The sequence below is a fragment of the Glutamicibacter bergerei genome (assembly GCF_054495185.1).
In genome coordinates, this window is the sequence record NZ_CM137131.1 from 957,884 (window position 1) to 972,692 (window position 14,809).

Consider the following 14,809-nt stretch of genomic DNA (forward strand, 5'->3'; position numbering starts at 1 on the left):
TGTGGTACAGAATTCAGAACCCAAGCCCCTGCTAGAAATCAAAGACTTGGCCATCACCTTCAGTACTCCCGATGGTCCCGTTAACGCCGTGCGCAACGCCAACTTGACGGTGATGCCCGGCGAGACTGTGGCCATTGTGGGCGAATCTGGCTCGGGCAAGTCCACTACCGCGCTGGCGGCCATCGGCCTCTTGCCAAGCAACGGCGAAGTCTCCGCTGGCCAGATTCTTTTTGATGGCGAGGATATTTCCAAAGCCAGCGAAAAGCGGTTTGTTGAGTTGCGCGGTAACCACATCGGCATGGTCCCTCAGGACCCGATGAGCAACTTAAATCCTGTGTGGAAAATTGGTTTCCAGGTCAAGGAGACTTTGAAAGCCAATGGACTGGCTGGAAACAATCCCAAGCAGCGCGTAGCGCAGGTCTTGGCTGATGCTGGCCTGCCTGATCCGGAAACTCGGATGAATCAGTACCCGCACGAGTTCTCTGGCGGTATGCGACAGCGTGCGCTGATTGCTATCGGTTTGGCCTGTCGTCCACGCCTGCTGATCGCTGATGAGCCCACCAGCGCGTTGGATGTGACGGTGCAGCAGCAGATCCTGGATCACTTGGACACCATGACCAGCGAACTGGGTACCGCCGTCCTGCTGATCACCCACGATTTGGGCTTAGCAGCAGAGCGCGCCGAGAAGGTCATCGTGATGTACAAGGGGCAGGTTGTCGAGTCGGGCCCCGCCTTGGAACTGCTACGCAACCCGCAGCATCCGTACACCAAGCGCCTGATCAACTCTGCGCCGTCGTTGGCCGCGCAGCGTGGTGACAAGCATGAGATGGCAGTGGACGAAGTAGTGGCGGAAAAGTCCGAACCGCTATTGAAGATCTCGAATTTGACGAAGGTCTTCGACATTCGTAAGGGCTTCGGGCGTAAGGATAAGTTCACCGCGGTGGACAAGGTATCCTTCGAGATTCCCAAGGGCACGACGACCGCAGTGGTCGGCGAGTCCGGTTCGGGCAAGTCGACTATTGCCCAGATGGTGCTGAACCTGCTGGATGCAACTTCCGGAGACATCGTCTTCGACGGGCAAGCTATCGGCAAGCTCAGCGAACGCGAACTGTTTAAGTACCGACGTCGTGTGCAACCTATCTTCCAGGACCCATATGGTTCCTTGGATCCGATGTACTCGATTTACCGCACCATCGAGGAGCCACTGCGTATCCACGGTATCGGAAATCAGGGATCACGGGAGAAGAAGGTCAAGGAACTGCTGGATCAGGTATCCATGCCGGCCTCGACCATGCACCGCTTCCCGAACGAGCTCTCAGGCGGTCAGCGACAGCGTATTGCAATCGCGCGAGCGTTAGCTCTTCAGCCTGAAATGATCGTCTGTGATGAGGCAGTCTCGGCGTTGGACGTGTTGGTTCAAGCTCAGGTATTGGAGCTGCTCGATGAGCTTCAGCGTGAGCTGGGGCTAACCTACCTGTTCATCACTCACGACTTGGCTGTTGTGCGCCAGATCGCAGACAACGTCTGTGTGATGGAGCATGGGCAGCTTGTGGAGCAGGGAACGGTGGATGAGATTTTCGATAATGCGAAGAGTGATTACACCCGAAACCTGCTGTCGGCCATCCCAGGTGCCAGCTTAATTTAAGTATTCTACGGCTTTTTGCCGCCAACTCAGGGCAGTGATTCCTTCATAGAGTCACTGCCCTGAGTGCGTTAAAAAGTGACTTATTCAAGAAATGTTTCAGTTTTTTCAGATCTGAAATAAATGTTGCAAAAACGTTATAAACGCGTTTGACAGACACCGGGGCCAACCACCGCTTCTGATTGAAAAAACCCAATGTGAAAGAAATCCTTGAAATCTCGGGGGACGTGAGCAGGATCGCTAAACTCGCCGGTAACAAGCGGACCGTGAATCGAAAGTTTTGGAAGCGTTCCTTAGAGATATGAAGCGCATCTTTCTATATCCAAGATGACAAAAGCCAGTTAGTCTATTGCTCAATGGTTCCATCGTGTGATGTGTTCCACAGTGGACCGCATGGTTCAGAACTCGTATCGTTCATATTCTCAAGGAGGCGAAATGCGATTCCAACGTGTTTCGAAGGCAGTAGTAGTAGGTGCTGCAATGGCTTTGGCCCTGTCGGCATGTGCACCAGGCGGCAGCGGCACCGATCCGAAAGCTTCGGAGTCCGGCGCTGAAGGCGGCAACGGCTCGGCCGAGGTAACCAACAGTGGTCTCGCAGATCTCGGTGACATCACCACGAAGGACGACACCATTGCCGTCTCTGTGGGCGCCCCAGAATTCATCAGCTACAACGGGTTCACCCCGAACACCTACTCGACCTACAACTCCGCCATCACGGACCGCATGTTCGCAGGCTTCTCGTACTTCGGTACTGACGGAGCACTGTACCCGAACGAAGATCTCGGCTCCTACGAGAAGATCAGCGACGATCCGCTGACGATCAAGTACACCATCAGTGAAAACGCCAAATGGTCAGATGGCACCCCAATCACCGTGGCAGACTCGGTCTTGGCCTGGGGTGTACAGAACTTGAACCTCAACGAGGGTTCCAAGGAAAAGCCACTTTTCAACTCGGTCTCCGTTGACCTCGGTGACACCGTGCCAAAGGGCCCACAGGGTGACGTTGCCGGCAAGGAATTCACCGTTGAATTCTCGGATCCGGACCCGGACTGGGCTCTGCAGTCCTGGATGTTGCAGCCGGCACACGTGGTTGCCAAGGAAGCTGGCATGAGCACCGAAGAACTGGCCAACGCCATTCTCGCTGGTGAATCAGACAAGCTGAAGAAGGCCGCGAAGTTCTGGAACGAAGGCTGGACCACTAACCCGGGCACCCTTCCAAAGGAAGAAATCATGCCTGTCTCCGGGCCGTACAAGCTCGGCTCCTGGAAGGCCGGAGAATCGGTCACCCTGGTAGCGAACGAGGACTACTACGGAGCTCCTGCCGCCACCAAACAACTGAACTTCCGCTTCGTTGAGGACGCAGCCATGGTTCAGGCTCTGCAGAACAAGGACATCGACGTCATCGGCCCACAGCCAACGGTTGATACCTTGGCTCAGCTTAAAGCCCTAGGCGATCAGGTGAACATCCAGCAGGGTGACACCCTGACCTGGGAGCACCTGGACTTCAACTTCCGCGGCAAGAATGCCTTCAAGAACCTGGAATTGCGCAAGGCCTTCGCCATGTGTGTTCCACGTCAGAACATCGTTGACAACTTGGTCAAGCCACTGAACCCAGAAGCAGTGGTCATGAATGCTCGCGAAGTATTCCCATTCCAGGACAACTACGAAGATGTTGTCTCAGCTTCATATGATGGACGCTACGATCAGGTCGACCTCGAAGGCGCGAAGAAGATCCTCGAAGCCGAGGACGCCGTGGGCACCACGGTGCGCATTGGTTACTCAGCACCAAACGAGCGTCGCACCAACGAAGTTGCTGCCATCAAGTCCTCCTGTGATGAGGCCGGATTCAAGGTGGAAGATGCCGGAGATCCGAAGTTCTTCGCACCGGGCGGAACCCAGGAACGCGGCGACTACGACGTAGCACTGTTCGCTTGGGCCGGTTCGGGCCAGATTTCTTCGGGCCAGAACATCTACGCCACCGGCAAGCCACAGAACTACGGACAGTACTCCAACGAGCAGGTGGACGCCGAATGGGAGACCCTGGCAAGGTCGCTGGATCCAGCGGTACACCAGGAGCAGATCAAGAAGATTGAGAAGCTCTTGTGGGATGACCTGTACGGCATCCCAGTATTCGCCCACCCGGGCTTGAGCGCTTCGGGAGCAGATATTCAGAATGTCCGCCACACCGCGACCCAGAATGGAATCGTCTGGAACGCCGAGCAGTGGGTACGTGCAGAGTAGCTGCCATTAGGCACTGAGCTCAGACACCGTGAGTGAACGACTGCGGGGCCCGATAGACCGTCGGGCCCCGCAGTGTGTCCACCACATCCCCACAATGATTCGTTGACGCCACCACCCAAGGTAAGCGAATCGTCCGGTGAGAAACGAAAGTAGGACATAAACGCCGTGTTGAAATTCATCGCCAAACGACTTGGATCGGCCATCGGTGTGCTCTTTGCAGCTTCGCTGCTGCTGTACATCCTGGTCATTAATTCGGGTGACCCGCTGAAAGACCTGCGTGAAAGTAACGCAGATAACCGCGAATACCTGATGGCACAACGTATCGAATACATGGAGCTAGATCAGCCCTGGTACCTTCGCTACTGGGACTGGCTGACCGGCGTTTCCAAGTGCTTCGTTGGACAGTGCGACTTAGGCCGTAATATCAACGGCGTGGAAGTCTCGGGACTCCTTGCCAACGCTGCCGCCTCGACCTTGCGCCTGGTGCTCATCGCCACGGTGATCGCCGCAATCCTCGGTATCGCCATCGGTGTGCTCACCGCGGTGCGTCAATACTCCGGCCTTGACTACATCGTCACCTTCCTGACCTTCCTCTTCTTCTCACTTCCAGTCTTCTGGGCAGCTGTATTGCTGAAGGAATACCTGGCCATTGGATTTAATGACTGGATAGCCTCGCCAGACATATCCTTGGGTACCTCCATACTCATCGGCATAGTCTTGGGCCTGATTATGCAGATGTTCTTAGCCGGCTCGCTCAAACGTCGTGCTCTGACCTTCGTCGCTGTAGCGATCTTTGTGCCCTTGGTACTGCAATACTCGCTCTGGCTGAACTTCTACCGTTTCCCGCAAATGGGCCCAGCAATCGTGGTCGTCTTGACCTTGCTGGTGGCACTATCCGCCACCTCGATGACGGCTGGCCTGAAGGAAAAACGTGTACTTTATCCGGCGCTGATCACCGTGGTGCTCGTGCTTGCCGCCTACTACGCGACCTTCTACCTGATGTCCGAACCGAACACCTGGATCCTCTTGGGCGGGCTGATCCTCGCCGTAGCGATCCCGGCGCTTGTTGGACGCCTTATGGGTGGACGACTTCGTAAGAACGCGGCCAGCGTAGCAATGGTGACAGGTTTTGTCGGCGCCGCGCTCACCGTTATCGACCACATATTCCGTGCTTGGCCGGGCTTCTTGGACAACAAGGGCCGCCCAATTTCCACTATTGGTTCCTCTACCGCGAACTTTGAGGGCGGTTATTGGGATCACTTCTTGGATAACGGCACCCAGTTGCTGCTGCCCACCATTTTGTTGGCAATCATTTCGCTGGCAAGCTACTCGCGCTACACCCGCTCTTCAATGCTGGAAGTACAGCAGCAGGATTACATTCGTACCGCCCGCTCTAAGGGACTAAGCGAACGTACGGTGATTTTCCGTCACGCATTCCGCAACGCGATGATCCCTATCGCCACCATCGCGGCCTTCGACTTCGCAGGGCTCATCGGTGGTGCGGTGATTACCGAGCGCGTCTTCGGTTGGAAGGGCATGGGCGAAATGTTCGCCACCGGCCTGGACCATGTGGACGCCAACCCGGTAATGGCCTTCTTCTTGGTCACCGGTACCGCAGCGATCATTTTCAACCTGCTGGCAGACATTGTCTACGCCATGCTCGACCCACGCATTCGCGTCTAGGCGGCCATGACAATCATCAGCAATCGTGTCTGGGACATTAAGGACAAACGATGAGTAACACCAACGACAATCTGCCGCAGAACCTCACCTCCGTAGCCGAGGTAGAGGACGCGAAGCTGGCTCGCCAGTCCGAAGATTCAAAGAGCCAAGGCCGCATCGTCATTGGACGGTTCGTCAAGCATAAGCTCGCCATGACCTCCAGCGTGATCCTAGTTTTTATCACCATCTTTGCTTTCAGCTCCGTAGGGTGGGGAGTAATCCCCGGATGGTGGGACAAGTCTTATCTAGACGCTGGTGCAGTAATCAATGGTGGCAAGCCAACGCTTAGCCTGGTGCCTACCTGGTTAGGTGGCGAAGGAATCCGCTGGGGAGAAAATCCCTTCGGCCAGGATTCCATTGGCAAAGATTACTTTGCACTGGTGATGACAGGAACACAGAAGTCCATCATCATCGGCGTGGTAGTCGGATTGGTCTCCACATTCCTCGGTGCAGTCATCGGCGCGGTTGCCGGTTACTTCCGCGGCTGGGTTGATGAAGTACTGATGCGCATCACCGATCTGTTCATCGTGATCCCACTGTTGGTGCTGGCCGCTGTGTTGGGCCAGATCGCCGGTGCGAGCTCAGGCTCTATTATCACCTTGGCCTTCGTTTTGGGTCTGGTCACCTGGACGGGCTTGGCCCGTCTGGTTCGCGGTGAGATCCTCTCGCTACGTGAACGCGAATACGTGGCGGCAGCCCAAGCCATGGGTTCCAAGACCTCGCGTGTGATCTTCAAACACTTGCTGCCAAACACCATCGGTGTGATCGTGGTCAACGCGACCTTCGCGATCGCCGGCGCGATCCTGCTGGAATCCTCGCTGTCCTACCTAGGCTTCGGTGTCCAGCCACCGGAATCCTCACTGGGTCTACTGATCAGCCAGTACCAGAATGCGTTCACCTCTCGTCCGTGGCTCTTCTGGTGGCCAGGCATGATTATCGTTGCCATCGCGCTGAGCGTGAACTTCCTCGGCGATGGCCTGCGAGATGCTTTTGACCCACGCCACACTGGCAAGAAGCGCCGCCGCCGAGCTGGGCTCTTCGCCCTGCCAACTCGTAAGGAGAAGCCATGAGCACCGAAGCAGCAGAAAATTATGCACTGAGCTTCACCGACCTGAAGGTCACCTTTGAAACCGCCGGACCTGACGTACACGCGGTGAAGGGTTTGTCCCTAGCTGTACGCCCCGGCGAAGTTGTTGCCTTGGTGGGCGAGTCCGGTTCGGGTAAGTCCGTCACCTCCACCGCCGCCATGGGATTGCTTCCGGAGAACGCGTACATCACTGGCGAAGCCAGAGTTGGAAACGTAAACGTGGTGGGCCTGGACCAAGGCAAGATGCGCAAGATGCGTGCTACCGACATCGCCATGGTGTTCCAAGAACCTATGACGGCATTGAACCCGGTGCTGACCATTGAACGCCAGCTCACCGAAGCACTAGAACTGCATGACGTGGCATACGGTAAGGAAGCTACCGACAGGGCAATCGAGCTGCTCACCCTGGTAGGCATCCCAGATCCAGCCAAACGTATTAAGCAGTACCCACACCAGTTCTCTGGTGGTCAGCGTCAGCGCATCGTGATCGCCATGGCGATCTCCTGTGATCCGAAGGTGATTATCGCCGATGAGCCAACCACCGCGTTGGACGTCACCGTGCAGGCAGAAATTCTTGACCTGCTGCGTGAGCTCAAAGACCGACTGAACACTGGTATCTTGCTGATTACCCACAATATGGGTGTCGTGGCAGATATGGCAGACCAAGTTGCGGTGATGTTCCAAGGCAACTTGGTGGAAACCGGCGACGTTCAGCAAGTCTTGCTCCACCCGCAACACGAGTACACTCAGCGCTTGCTTTCCTCGGTACCCCGGCTTTCTCCGGTGATCATCGATGAGAACGCCCCACGCAGTGAGCCGACCGTCCCGGCGGAACGCGAGCTGGTGCTGGAAGCCAAAGATCTGGTGTTGGAATACAACATGCGTGGCAAGATCTTCCGTGCGGTGGAAAACGTCAGCTTCGACGTCGCTAAGGGCGAGGTACTGGGTATCGTGGGCGAGTCCGGCTCGGGTAAGTCGACCATTGCTAAGGCAGTACTCGGACTGCTTCCGGTGGCCGCAGGCACGCTGGCGGTCAAGGGACATAACCTGCCTAAGCTATCGACACGTCAGGCACGTGCTGTGCGTAAGGACATCGGTGTGATCTTCCAGGATCCTGCCGCGTCATTAAATCCGCGTTTCCCGATTGGTGACTGCATTACCGAACCCATGGTGGTGCACAAGGTCGGAAACAAGGCCTCTCGGACCAAGCGTGCCTTGGAGCTGCTGGATGCGGTCAAGCTGCCACGCAACGTGATCAACCGTTACCCACATGAGCTTTCCGGCGGTCAGCGCCAGCGTATTTGTATCGCTCGTGCGCTAACCATGAATCCAGAATTGCTAATCGCTGACGAGCCAACCAGTGCCTTGGACGTATCTGTTCAAGCAGTCGTCTTGGAGATGCTCCAAGATTTGCAGCGCGACTTCAATTTTGCGTGCCTCTTCGTCAGCCATGATCTGGCCGTGGTGGATATGCTCGCCGATTCAGTGGTCGTCATGCAAAACGGCAAGGCCGTAGAGCAAGGGCGTGTTGATACCGTATTGCACGCACCTACCCACGATTACACTCGTCGCTTGTTGGCCGCCGCTCCGGTGCCAGACCCGATCGAGCAGGCCGTACGTCGTGATGCATGGAGAATTTTGAACAGCACTAAGTAGCCGAAGAGCTGTGCGTGGATAAGGGGCTGGTTTGCCGAGGCATTACTCGACAAGCCAGTCCCTTTCGTATTTGTCTCTGTCTGCCTAGAGTTGAAGCAGAATTCGCTGGCCACTGGCTAAATACTGGAGTGAGGTTGTTTGGCCTGTAAACGTGTCGAGTGTTCCCGACGGATCATTGGCCGAAGCTTTTACCAAAGAGCATCATGATATTGATGCGGCGATTGAGAACTACCTGGCTTCGACTCATGAGGGCCCAGAACAGCGGGCCAAGATGTTGCTGGAAGCAGTCAGCGCGTTGCGACGACATATTTATCTTGAAGAAGAGGTAGTGTTTCCCGACCTACCTCGCGCCACGCTTATGATGCCGTTGATGGTGATGCACCGGGAACACGGTGAACTGTGGCGCCGGATGGACGCCCTAGAAGAATCATTGCAAAGCGGAAGTGCCGATGAACAGTTGATGGCGGACTGTCAAGAATTGTTGTCCTTGTTGGACAACCATAATTCTAAAGAAGAGCCGATCATCTATCCGCAGATGGATACCGCGCTCAGTGTGCAGGAGCAACAAAAGGTTGCCCATCTTTAGCTGGGGGAGCGCTTCCCGAAGGCTGGGTCTGTCAAGACGCCTAATACGGTTTGCTCGCCACTAGAACAGTGGATTTTGGGGATTTGTATTGATTCTCATCGTCGCGTGAGAGTAGTGCTGTGTGCGTAGCCGTTTGTTCTTGATTTTAGAGGACTAAGGAGCAACTCCCTAGGCCTGGAGGAATGCGATGTACAGACGGCTAATGCCTTGCACCGAGCACCAGAGCATTGTGGGCGATGAACGGGCTGCTCGTTTCCCTGAAGCAGCTTAAAAGCTAGCCGTGGTTCACTCGTCATTGAGTGAACCACGGCTAGTTTGAAAGCTCCGAAAATTAGTCGTTGAGTTCTAAAACGATCTCGGTGACAACTGCGGCGCGTGCGTTGGAGAAGATCTGCTCCGTGCCAACCTGCTTAAATCCGCGACGCTCCAAGACCTTCAGCGAACCAAGATTGTCCTGGACAACGTGAGCGGTCAACGGACGCTTGGTGAACTCTGCCAAGAAGGCGTCTACCGCGCTGGTGGTGATTCCCTTACCCCAGAACTTGGTGGAGGTCCAGAAATTGATTTCTGGCTTCGCGCCATCAAAAACCAAGATTGATCCGGCAACTTCACCCTCGTGCTCGATGGTGCGAACCAGCACCGATTCGTCGTTGAGGATGGAGCTCCAGTGGTGATCAAATACCGCACGATCTGACGGATTACGCGCCTGGTATGCGGCCATGAGGTTCGCCTCGGGCTCTTGCTGATGAGCAAAGAAGGCGTCCAAGTCGGAAGGGCGGACTTCACGTAGTTGCACGATAAAGACCTTTCTTTCGTGAGGTGGTACGCGCCCGATTGAACGCGCCCAAAGATGTGTGGGACTTAGGTTCTAGACTACCGGGGATGTTAGTGCCGCGAGTGCCATATTGGACAGTAACGGTTTTAACCCTGATTTTTTGGTACGTGGTGAGTGTGCGGAGTGCGCCGTCGAGTTCAGCAACCCGAAGACCGCATGAGCCCTGAATCGGTGCGATTGCGGACTGCCGGTGGGGTGCATTTTGGCCAGCTGCTCGGTCCATAAAGAGATATAACTATTTTGAAGTTTACGAACTAAAGCGAGTTCCGACTTTGGTAATGCCTTCAAATCTCGGTCCTGGACCTGAAGGATATCGGGCCGAGAAAGTGAAAAATCGGTGTGAAAATCTACTAAACGTGACAAGACCTGAAATGGATCCCCACCGTTTTCAGCAGCTTCCAGCCCGCCGGCGTAGATATCTTTCGACATGTCCACGAGCAAAGCAATAAGCAAAGCCTGCTTACCTGCGAAATGCCGATACACAGCAGGGCCCGAAATACCGCAGGCGGCACCTAGATCTTCTAGGGACACTCCTGAATATCCGTGCAACGCAAAGAGCCGGGTAGCTTCACGCAACAACGCGTCACGGCGTTCTGCCTTGGCGCGCTCGCGATCTGTTGGCTCAGTGAGAGATTGATATCTGCTCAATGCATTTACTCCTTAGAAACCCCGCCCACAACTGGACAACTATGATCTACGCCACTAATGTCAAAATGTAGGTAGAAAACACAGTTAATAAGAATTAACCATACGCGCCGGACTGTCAGCTTCCAAGGTATTGCGTCCGCGTTCCGTATAACCCGTCACCGCAGACGACATCACAAGGGTCGCCTCGGTGAGGACAACCTCGAAAGAAGAGAGTGCCCGTGATTGATCTCGAACTCGACGAACTGTACCAAGACCTGGTCGATGTCGTGCGTGAATTTGCCCAGCAAGTCGTTGCTCCTGTCAGTGCCAAGCACGACGCGGAACATAGCTTCCCCTATGACGTGGTCGCACAAATGGGTGAATTGGGGCTATTTGGCCTTCCGATCTCCGAAGAATACGGTGGCTCCGGTGGCGACTACTTCGCTCTAGCCTTAGCACTAGAGGAACTAGGCCGAGTCGATCAATCAGTCGCCATCACCCTCGAAGCAGGTGTGTCCCTCGGTGCTATGCCGATTTTCCGATTTGGCAATGAAGAACAAAAACAGCTTTGGCTACCAGATCTAGCAGCTGGCAAAAAACTCGCAGGTTTCGGCCTAACCGAGCCAGGCGCCGGTTCTGATGCTTCGGCTTCACGGACCAGAGCCAAGGTTGAGGATGGCCAATGGGTTATCGACGGTTCGAAGGAGTTCATCACGAACTCCGGGACAGATATCACCTCTCTGGTCACAGTCAGCGCGGTGACTGGGGTGAACGAATCCACCGGGAAAAAAGAAATCTCCACAATCATCGTTCCCAGCGGAACCGAAGGATTTACCGTGGAGCCTGCCTATAACAAGGTCGGTTGGCACGCCAGTGACACCCACCCGCTCAGCTTTAATGGTGCCCGGGTGCCGGAAGAAAATCTGCTGGGGGAGCGCGGGCGTGGCTACGCTTACTTCCTGGAGATCCTTGATGAGGGCCGCATCGCCATCGCAGCTCTGGCAACCGGCGCTGCACAGGGATGCCTTGATGAGGCCGTAAACTACGCGAAGACCCGCCAGAGCTTCGGCGCGGCCATTGGTAAAAATCAGGGGATCTCCTTCATGATTGCCCGCATGGCATCACGGGTACACACTTCACGTCTGGCCTACTACGCGGCTGCGGCGAAAATGCTGGCAGGCAAAGACTTCAAGATCGAAGCCGCACACGCAAAACTCGTGGCCAGCGAGGCCGCGATGGACAACGCGCGAGACGCGACCCAGATCTTCGGCGGTTACGGATTCATCAACGAATCCTTGGTGGCACGCCATTACCGAGACTCGAAGATCTTGGAGATCGGTGAAGGCACCACCCAGGTGCAATTGATGCTGATTGCCCGCAGCCTCGGACTGTAAAAGTATCCCAGTACTCGGGCCGGTGAACAACGCTTATCCGCGGTTGTTCACCGGCCCGAACTGTTTTTTGATGCTCCAATGGATTGGCACTTTGGGACCTCACAGTTATAGCGCCCATAATGGATTGGGTGAGCACCCAATCTTCTTTTAAAACTGCGGATGGTCCCCGCCGTGTCACACTGATCGGTTCTACCGGGTCAATTGGTACTCAGGGCCTAGACGTCATCAAGAATGCGCCAGAACAATTTAGCGTGACAGCACTTAGCGGCGGCTACAACCTGGCACTGTTGGCCGAGCAAGCAGTCACGTTCCGCCCGGAGGTGGTTGGCGCCGCAGTGGATAATGTTGACGAACTGGCTACCGCGATTTCTTCAGCCGCGCGAGAGGCAGGAGTGACCGGCTATGCGCCACAGCTGCTCAGTGGGGCCGATGCCGCGACGCAAATAGCTGGATACAGCGAAGCCGACGTAGTTCTCAACGGTATTACCGGAGCGATTGGGTTAGAACCAACCATCGCTGCGCTCAAGGCCGGACACCTCCTGGCGCTGGCTAATAAAGAGTCGCTGATTATCGGTGGACAGGTAGTTAAGCAGATCGCAGCGCCCGGACAGATTTCTCCGGTCGACTCTGAACACTCCGCGCTGGCGCAGGCGCTGCGTTCCGGGACCCCAGAAGAAGTTTCCAAATTGATTGTCACCGCTTCCGGTGGACCCTTCTTCGGATATAGCTATGAACAACTCCGTGAGGTGAGCCCAGCACAAGCATTGGCGCACCCAACATGGGATATGGGACGCATGGTGACCACGAATTCGGCGACCATGGTCAACAAGGCATTGGAAGTTATCGAAGCCCACCTGCTCTTTGATGTGCCACTAGAGCGCATCGAACCCTTAGTTCACCGCCAATCTATTGTGCATTCAATGGTTGAGTTCATCGACGGTTCGGTGATCGCGCAAGCTTCTCCGCCGGATATGCGTCTGGCAATTGCGCTGGGCATCAATTGGCCACACCGAGTCGCTGGCGCCGCAAAACCCTGCGATTTTTCCACCGCGTCCTCATGGACCTTTGAGCCATTGGACGAGTCGGTATTTACCGCGGTGAAGTTGGCGAAACAGGCAGCTGCTGCCTCCGGGACCCACATGGCTGTGTACAACGCGGCAAATGAAGTCGCCGTTGAAGCTTTCCACGAAGGCCGGATTCGTTTCACGGATATCGTTGAAACCATTAACCGCGTGCTTGACGCATATACGCCTGTTAATGCGGAGCTTTCGGCTGAAGTAGTTCTCCAGACAGATCAGTGGGCGCGCGCCCACGCCACCGCGTTGCTGAAGGAAAAAGCATGAACGTACTAATGTTCCTTGGCGGCGTGCTCTTCATGGTCGTTGTCATTGCCATATCTATTGCTTTGCACGAGGTGGGCCACCTGATTCCCGCCAAGAAATTTGGATTGCGTGTTCCGCAATACATGATTGGATTCGGCAAAACGATCTTTTCGTTCAAGCGTGGAGAAACCGAATACGGGCTCAAAGCACTGCCCCTAGGTGGCTACATCTCCATGGTGGGTATGTATCCGCCACGTCCGGTTGCTGAAGCCGGTCAGCAGAAGAAACCAGGATTCTTTAACAAGATCTTTGGCCAGATGGTGGATGACGCCCGCTCACAAGCCAACGAGAATGTGGAAAGTAGCGACGAAGGGCGATTGTTCTACCAGCTGCCCATTTACAAGCGCGTTATTATTATGCTCGGTGGCCCGTTCGTAAACCTGTTGCTAGGATTTTTGCTTATTGGTGTGGTGATTACCGGATTTGGTGTTCCCACCACAACCACTACAGTTTCCGAGGTGTACCAGTGTATTGCAAGCGCAGAAAATGTGGATGCGACCGAATGCACGGCTAAAGACACTGAGGCTCCCGCCTACGCCGCAGGCCTGCTTCCGGGGGATACCATCACCTCGGTAAATGGCACCGCGGTGGCAAACGATGCGTGGTACGAGCTCACCGGAGTGATTCGCGATCATCCTGGTCAGAGCATCAGCCTGGCCTATACCCGTGGGGGAGTGGAACATCAGACCACACTCAAGCCACATTTGACCGAACGCCCGGTGCTAGATGACCAGGGTTACCCGGTTACTGATGAAAATGGAACCACGAAAACTGCACAGGTCGGCTTCGTGGGAATGAGCTCGCAGGTTGAGAATATAGCCCAACCAGTCACCGAAGTTCCTAGCGTGGTGGGAAACCAGTTGCTGACCATTGGCAACGTCATCCTGCACCTGCCTCAGCGCATGGTTGATGTCGCACAGGCTGCCTTTGGTACCGAAGAACGCGACCCGAATGGTCCGGTATCCATCGTGGGGGTGGGCCGCATCGCCGGAGAAATCAACGCTCACGAAGGAATCGCGGTTGGGGACAAGGTTGCTTCGCTGCTTTCCCTCGCCGGCGGCTTGAACCTTGCCTTGTTCGCTTTCAACCTGATTCCCCTTCTGCCGCTAGATGGTGGGCATGTGATTGGTGCATTGTATGAAGGATTGAAACGGACCGTGGCACGAATCTTCGGCCGTAAAAATGTGGCCCCGGTGGATACCATCAAACTTCTGCCGCTGACATATGTCGTGGCCGCCGCCATGCTGCTGATGGGTGGCCTCTTAATATACGCAGACATCTTCAAGCCAATCAGCATCTTCTAGCACCTAGGGAATTAAGCTGTAGCTATGACTGTTTTTGCTGTTGAATACGCGTATGCGCAGGACTCCACGGAATTGCGCAACGAACACCGTCCGGCGCATCGCGCTTTCCTCTCCGAGTATTTAGACGAAGGTGAAGTTCGTCTGTTGGCTTCGGGTCCCACCCCGGTGCTTGACGGCGCATTGCTGATTTTTGCCGCGACGAGTGAAGCGGTACTGAGCGAAGTGCTGGACAACGATCCATTTAAGAAGGTCGGCGGTCTGGGAAAGACCACCATCACCGAATGGAACCCGGTAATTGGCATGCTCTCCGCATTTGCTTCCTAGCTCAGGTTT

12 protein-coding genes are annotated in these 14,809 nt (G+C 55.3%); 10 read left to right on the plus strand and 2 right to left on the minus strand.

What is annotated here, in order from left to right:
• The first annotated feature begins 1 nt into the window (after position 1).
• The 6 genes from ACX5K5_RS04465 (at position 2) to ACX5K5_RS04490 (ending at position 8,934) form a co-directional block, all read left to right on the plus strand.
• Positions 2-1,645, plus strand: coding sequence for an ABC transporter ATP-binding protein (locus ACX5K5_RS04465; RefSeq protein WP_459175088.1), 1,644 nt, complete (start codon positions 2-4; stop codon positions 1,643-1,645).
• Positions 1,646-2,077: 432 nt separating this feature from the next.
• Positions 2,078-3,883, plus strand: coding sequence for an ABC transporter family substrate-binding protein (locus tag ACX5K5_RS04470; RefSeq protein WP_346059628.1), 1,806 nt, complete (start codon positions 2,078-2,080; stop codon positions 3,881-3,883).
• 165 nt (positions 3,884-4,048) lie between these two features.
• Positions 4,049-5,566, plus strand: a complete 1,518-nt coding sequence (locus ACX5K5_RS04475; protein ID WP_096256764.1) for an ABC transporter permease — start codon at positions 4,049-4,051, stop codon at positions 5,564-5,566.
• A gap of 50 nt (positions 5,567-5,616) precedes the next feature.
• A complete protein-coding gene (locus ACX5K5_RS04480; protein WP_096256765.1) occupies positions 5,617-6,675 on the plus strand; it encodes an ABC transporter permease in 1,059 nt (352 codons plus the stop codon).
• Positions 6,672-8,348: an ABC transporter ATP-binding protein gene (locus ACX5K5_RS04485; protein ID WP_096256766.1), complete on the plus strand. Its 1,677-nt coding sequence runs from the start codon at positions 6,672-6,674 to the stop codon at positions 8,346-8,348. The genes ACX5K5_RS04480 and ACX5K5_RS04485 overlap by 4 nt, the downstream gene beginning before the upstream one ends.
• 151 nt (positions 8,349-8,499) lie before the next feature.
• Entirely contained in the window at positions 8,500-8,934 is a 435-nt protein-coding gene (locus tag ACX5K5_RS04490; protein WP_205738288.1) for a hemerythrin domain-containing protein, read from the plus strand.
• A gap of 331 nt (positions 8,935-9,265) precedes the next feature.
• On the opposite strand, the gene ACX5K5_RS04495 is transcribed toward ACX5K5_RS04490, so the two are convergent.
• A complete protein-coding gene (locus tag ACX5K5_RS04495) occupies positions 9,266-9,730 on the minus strand; it encodes a GNAT family N-acetyltransferase (protein WP_096256767.1) in 465 nt (154 codons plus the stop codon).
• A gap of 72 nt (positions 9,731-9,802) precedes the next feature.
• Positions 9,803-10,417 (minus strand): TetR/AcrR family transcriptional regulator, encoded by a 615-nt coding sequence (locus ACX5K5_RS04500; RefSeq protein ID WP_346059629.1) that lies wholly within the window; start codon positions 10,415-10,417, stop codon positions 9,803-9,805.
• 218 nt (positions 10,418-10,635) lie between these two features.
• Here ACX5K5_RS04500 and ACX5K5_RS04505 point away from each other — a divergent pair, with 218 nt between their 5' ends.
• The 4 genes from ACX5K5_RS04505 to ACX5K5_RS04520 all read left to right on the plus strand — a co-directional run bounded on the left by ACX5K5_RS04505 (position 10,636) and on the right by ACX5K5_RS04520 (position 14,800).
• Positions 10,636-11,790, plus strand: a complete 1,155-nt coding sequence (locus ACX5K5_RS04505) for an acyl-CoA dehydrogenase family protein (RefSeq protein WP_096256769.1) — start codon at positions 10,636-10,638, stop codon at positions 11,788-11,790.
• A gap of 119 nt (positions 11,791-11,909) precedes the next feature.
• A complete protein-coding gene (gene dxr / locus ACX5K5_RS04510; RefSeq protein WP_459175089.1) occupies positions 11,910-13,133 on the plus strand; it encodes a 1-deoxy-D-xylulose-5-phosphate reductoisomerase in 1,224 nt (407 codons plus the stop codon).
• A complete protein-coding gene (locus ACX5K5_RS04515) occupies positions 13,130-14,476 on the plus strand; it encodes a M50 family metallopeptidase (protein WP_459175090.1) in 1,347 nt (448 codons plus the stop codon). Before dxr ends, ACX5K5_RS04515 begins: the two co-directional genes overlap by 4 nt.
• Before the next feature lie 24 nt (positions 14,477-14,500).
• Positions 14,501-14,800: a YciI family protein gene (locus ACX5K5_RS04520; RefSeq protein ID WP_096256772.1), complete on the plus strand. Its 300-nt coding sequence runs from the start codon at positions 14,501-14,503 to the stop codon at positions 14,798-14,800.
• The last annotated feature ends 9 nt before the right edge of the window (positions 14,801-14,809 follow it).

What these genes read in the sequence shown, in the direction of transcription:
- ACX5K5_RS04470 (WP_346059628.1), top strand. Translation starts at nt 2,078, where the DNA reads ATGCGATTCCAACGTGTTTCGAAGGCAGTAGTAGTAGGTGCTGCAATG.
- ACX5K5_RS04480 (WP_096256765.1), top strand. Translation starts at nt 5,617, where the DNA reads ATGAGTAACACCAACGACAATCTGCCGCAGAACCTCACCTCCGTAGCC.
- ACX5K5_RS04485 (WP_096256766.1), top strand. Translation starts at nt 6,672, where the DNA reads ATGAGCACCGAAGCAGCAGAAAATTATGCACTGAGCTTCACCGACCTG.
- dxr (WP_459175089.1), top strand. Translation starts at nt 11,910, where the DNA reads ATGGATTGGGTGAGCACCCAATCTTCTTTTAAAACTGCGGATGGTCCC.
- ACX5K5_RS04515 (WP_459175090.1), top strand. Translation starts at nt 13,130, where the DNA reads ATGAACGTACTAATGTTCCTTGGCGGCGTGCTCTTCATGGTCGTTGTC.
- ACX5K5_RS04520 (WP_096256772.1), top strand. Translation starts at nt 14,501, where the DNA reads ATGACTGTTTTTGCTGTTGAATACGCGTATGCGCAGGACTCCACGGAA.